Origin of the sequence: Nonomuraea sp. NPDC049709, assembly GCF_040674815.1 — a bacterium.
Taxonomy (GTDB): Bacteria; Actinomycetota; Actinomycetes; order Streptosporangiales; family Streptosporangiaceae; genus Nonomuraea.
On record NZ_JBFANM010000127.1, the window covers coordinates 1 to 2,623 of the forward strand.

The 2,623-nt window shown below is 70.6% G+C and carries 3 protein-coding genes; 1 reads left to right on the forward strand and 2 read right to left on the reverse strand.

Annotation, left to right across the window (positions count from 1 at the left end; translation table 11 throughout):
* Positions 1-307 precede the first annotated feature (307 nt).
* Positions 308-916, reverse strand: a complete 609-nt coding sequence (locus tag AB0J69_RS57670) for a hypothetical protein (protein WP_364137066.1) — start codon at positions 914-916, stop codon at positions 308-310.
* 77 nt (positions 917-993) lie between these two features.
* On the opposite strand from AB0J69_RS57670, the gene AB0J69_RS57675 reads away from it, so the two are divergent.
* A complete protein-coding gene (locus AB0J69_RS57675; RefSeq protein WP_364137068.1) occupies positions 994-1,623 on the forward strand; it encodes a TetR/AcrR family transcriptional regulator in 630 nt (209 codons plus the stop codon).
* Positions 1,624-1,900: 277 nt separating this feature from the next.
* Here AB0J69_RS57675 and AB0J69_RS57680 read toward each other — a convergent pair whose 3' ends face one another.
* A complete protein-coding gene (locus AB0J69_RS57680) occupies positions 1,901-2,110 on the reverse strand; it encodes a hypothetical protein (protein WP_364137070.1) in 210 nt (69 codons plus the stop codon).
* Positions 2,111-2,623 lie beyond the last annotated feature (513 nt).

Consider the following 2,623-nt stretch of genomic DNA (forward strand, 5'->3'; position numbering starts at 1 on the left):
GGGCGGGGGGGGGGGGGGCGGGGGCGGGGGGGGGGGGGGGGGGGGGGGGGGGTGGTGGGGGGGGGGGGGGGGGCGGCGCCGCCCATAACCACACGCCCGGGGCGCGGCCCCCCCCCCGGCTCTTCTCTTTCTCGGCCGCGCCTCCCCACGGACGGACCACTCCACCCGCCTCGCCCCGCTGCCCCCGCGTCGCCGCTGCACCGAACCCTCGCGACCCGAACCCTCGCGACCCGAACCCTCGCGACCCGAACCCTCGCCACCGCACTGCGGCATCGGACGCTGTGGACGCTGTGGATGTTGCGGACGCTCAGGACGCCGAAGGAATGGCGGACCTTCCAGACCCCTTGGACGCCTGGGATCCCTCAAGCTCCGTGGCCGACCAGAGCCGCGCCGCCATCCAGGCGACCCCGACCCCCGCCATCACCAGACCGGCCAGATAGACGGGCAGCGGCACCACGTTCCGCAACGATCCGGGCACCATGCCCACGGCGTAGAGCAGCACACCCACCACGGGCATGACCCCACTCCTGATCGCGGCGGCACTGAACGTCACCACCCCCACCAGCAGCACGACCGACGTGACCAGGAACGCCCGCCCGGTGGCCCCGGCCAGCAGCCCGCTCACGACGCCGCCGCCGAGGTAGGGGAAGACGAAGTGCAGCGTGTACTCGATCGCGAACGCCCCGGCCAGCCCGGCCGAGTTGAGCACGTATCCGACGAGCCCGAGCGTGCCGGAAGTGCGGCGAATGAGCAGGTAGATGCCGGTGATCGCGAGTAATCCCGTCAGGGCCCCGAACGGTGCGATGGCATGGGTGAGCGCCGTCTCCGGCAGGAATCCACCGCGACGGGCGGAGTTGACGAACAGCAACACGGCGCAGGCGAACCCCGCCCCCGCGGCAACCCGATGAACACTCATGTAGGGCGTCCTTCCTCTCGATCTTCTCGGTGATAACACTCGTTATGATGCTCGTTATCGCCGGATATGGTGAGAGGGTGCCGAGAGCCGTAAGCACCTCGAAAGAACTCGGCGCGCTGCGCCAGGACCTGCTCGACGCGGCCCTGCGTGTGCTACGCGAGAAGGGCGCGCTGCATCTGACCCTCCGCCGCGTGGCCGACGCTGCCGCCACCTCCACGATGGGCATCTACACCTGCTTCGGCGGCCGTGCCGGCCTGCTGGAAGCGATCTACGAGCACGGCTTCCACCTCCTTCACGAGGCGATGACCAGGTCCCTGGACGGTCACACGGATCCGCTGGCCCGGATCATGGGGGTCGCGTACGGCTACCGGCAGTTCGCCCTCACCGACCCTGCCCTGTTCGCGCTCATGTTCGAGCGCCCGGTCCCGGATTTCGACCCCTCACCCGAGCAGCGCAACGACGCCCTGCGCCTGTGCTTCGACCCGCTCGCCGCCGCCACCTCGGCAGCAGCCGAGGCCGGCCTCATCCAGTCGACGGACCCGGAGCGCTCGGCGTACCTGGTGTGGACCACGATCCACGGCCTCGTCGGCATCGAGCTGACCTGCTCGCTCCGCAGCCCGCTCCCCGGCTGGTTCCTGAACTCCAGCGAGGAAGGCGAACGCATCCTCAAAGACGGCGTCCACGCCCTCCTGTCCGGCCTCACCTGAACACCACACCCCAACCCCCGAGCAGGTACGACTTACACCCTGAACGACAAGTCCCGGGATAGCGCCGGCCGGCAGGGCACGTGCGAGCGAGTTCCCTGCCGGCCGACCGGCGAGCTGCCCGCCGCCGCCACCCATGAGGTCCGTGCGGAAGATCGAAAACCTGACGGGGACGGTGGTGGCGGACAGCTCGGTCAAATCACCAGACTCACGCGCCCAGCCCGCGGCCACCATGACGGTGCCACGCCCGCTCGACGCACTGCACGACGCTGTCGTGCGATCAAGGAGTGGTGATGCAGTGCATGGCGGGAACCTCTGCAGGCATGCCCGCGGCGGTCGGATCCACTATGGTCGTCAGCTCACCGGCGCTTGCGGCCAGGCACTGGCCGGCACGAGCAGGATCGACGACGGCGTTCGCGATGGGTGCGGCGGCGAGCAGGCCCAGGGACGCCAGGGCGGTGGCGGCCAACAGCCGCACGGGTCGGTGCATTGGTATTCTCCCAAGAGAGAGTAACGGTTTGCACTCGTATAATTACACAGAGTAGTCATTGTTCAACAGTGGAATCCCCGAACTCCCGCCATCTCCCCAAGCCCGCCTTCCCCTGACAGAGGAGCTCCGGACGCCGCTTCCCGTGGCGCGCGCCAAGCGCGATCTGGCGACCGTCCCGGGCCGTGCGCGGCGACACCGCGGCGGCGGAGCTCGTGATCGCCGAGGCAACGGCGGTCTTCGCCGGCCACGACCCTGGGACCGCCGACACTCCGGGATCGCCGACGCGGGCCCCCCGAGGATCGCTGGCAGCTCGGGACCGGTGGCGGCCCCCCGGACCGGCGAAACCCCGCACCGGCGGAACCCCGCACCGGCGGAACCCCGCATCGGCGGAACCCGCGGACCGGCGGAACCCGGACTGGCGGAACCCGGACTGGCGGAACCCGGACTGGCGGAACCCGGACTGGCGGAACCCGGACTGGCGGAACCCGGACTGGCGGAACCCGGACTGGCGGG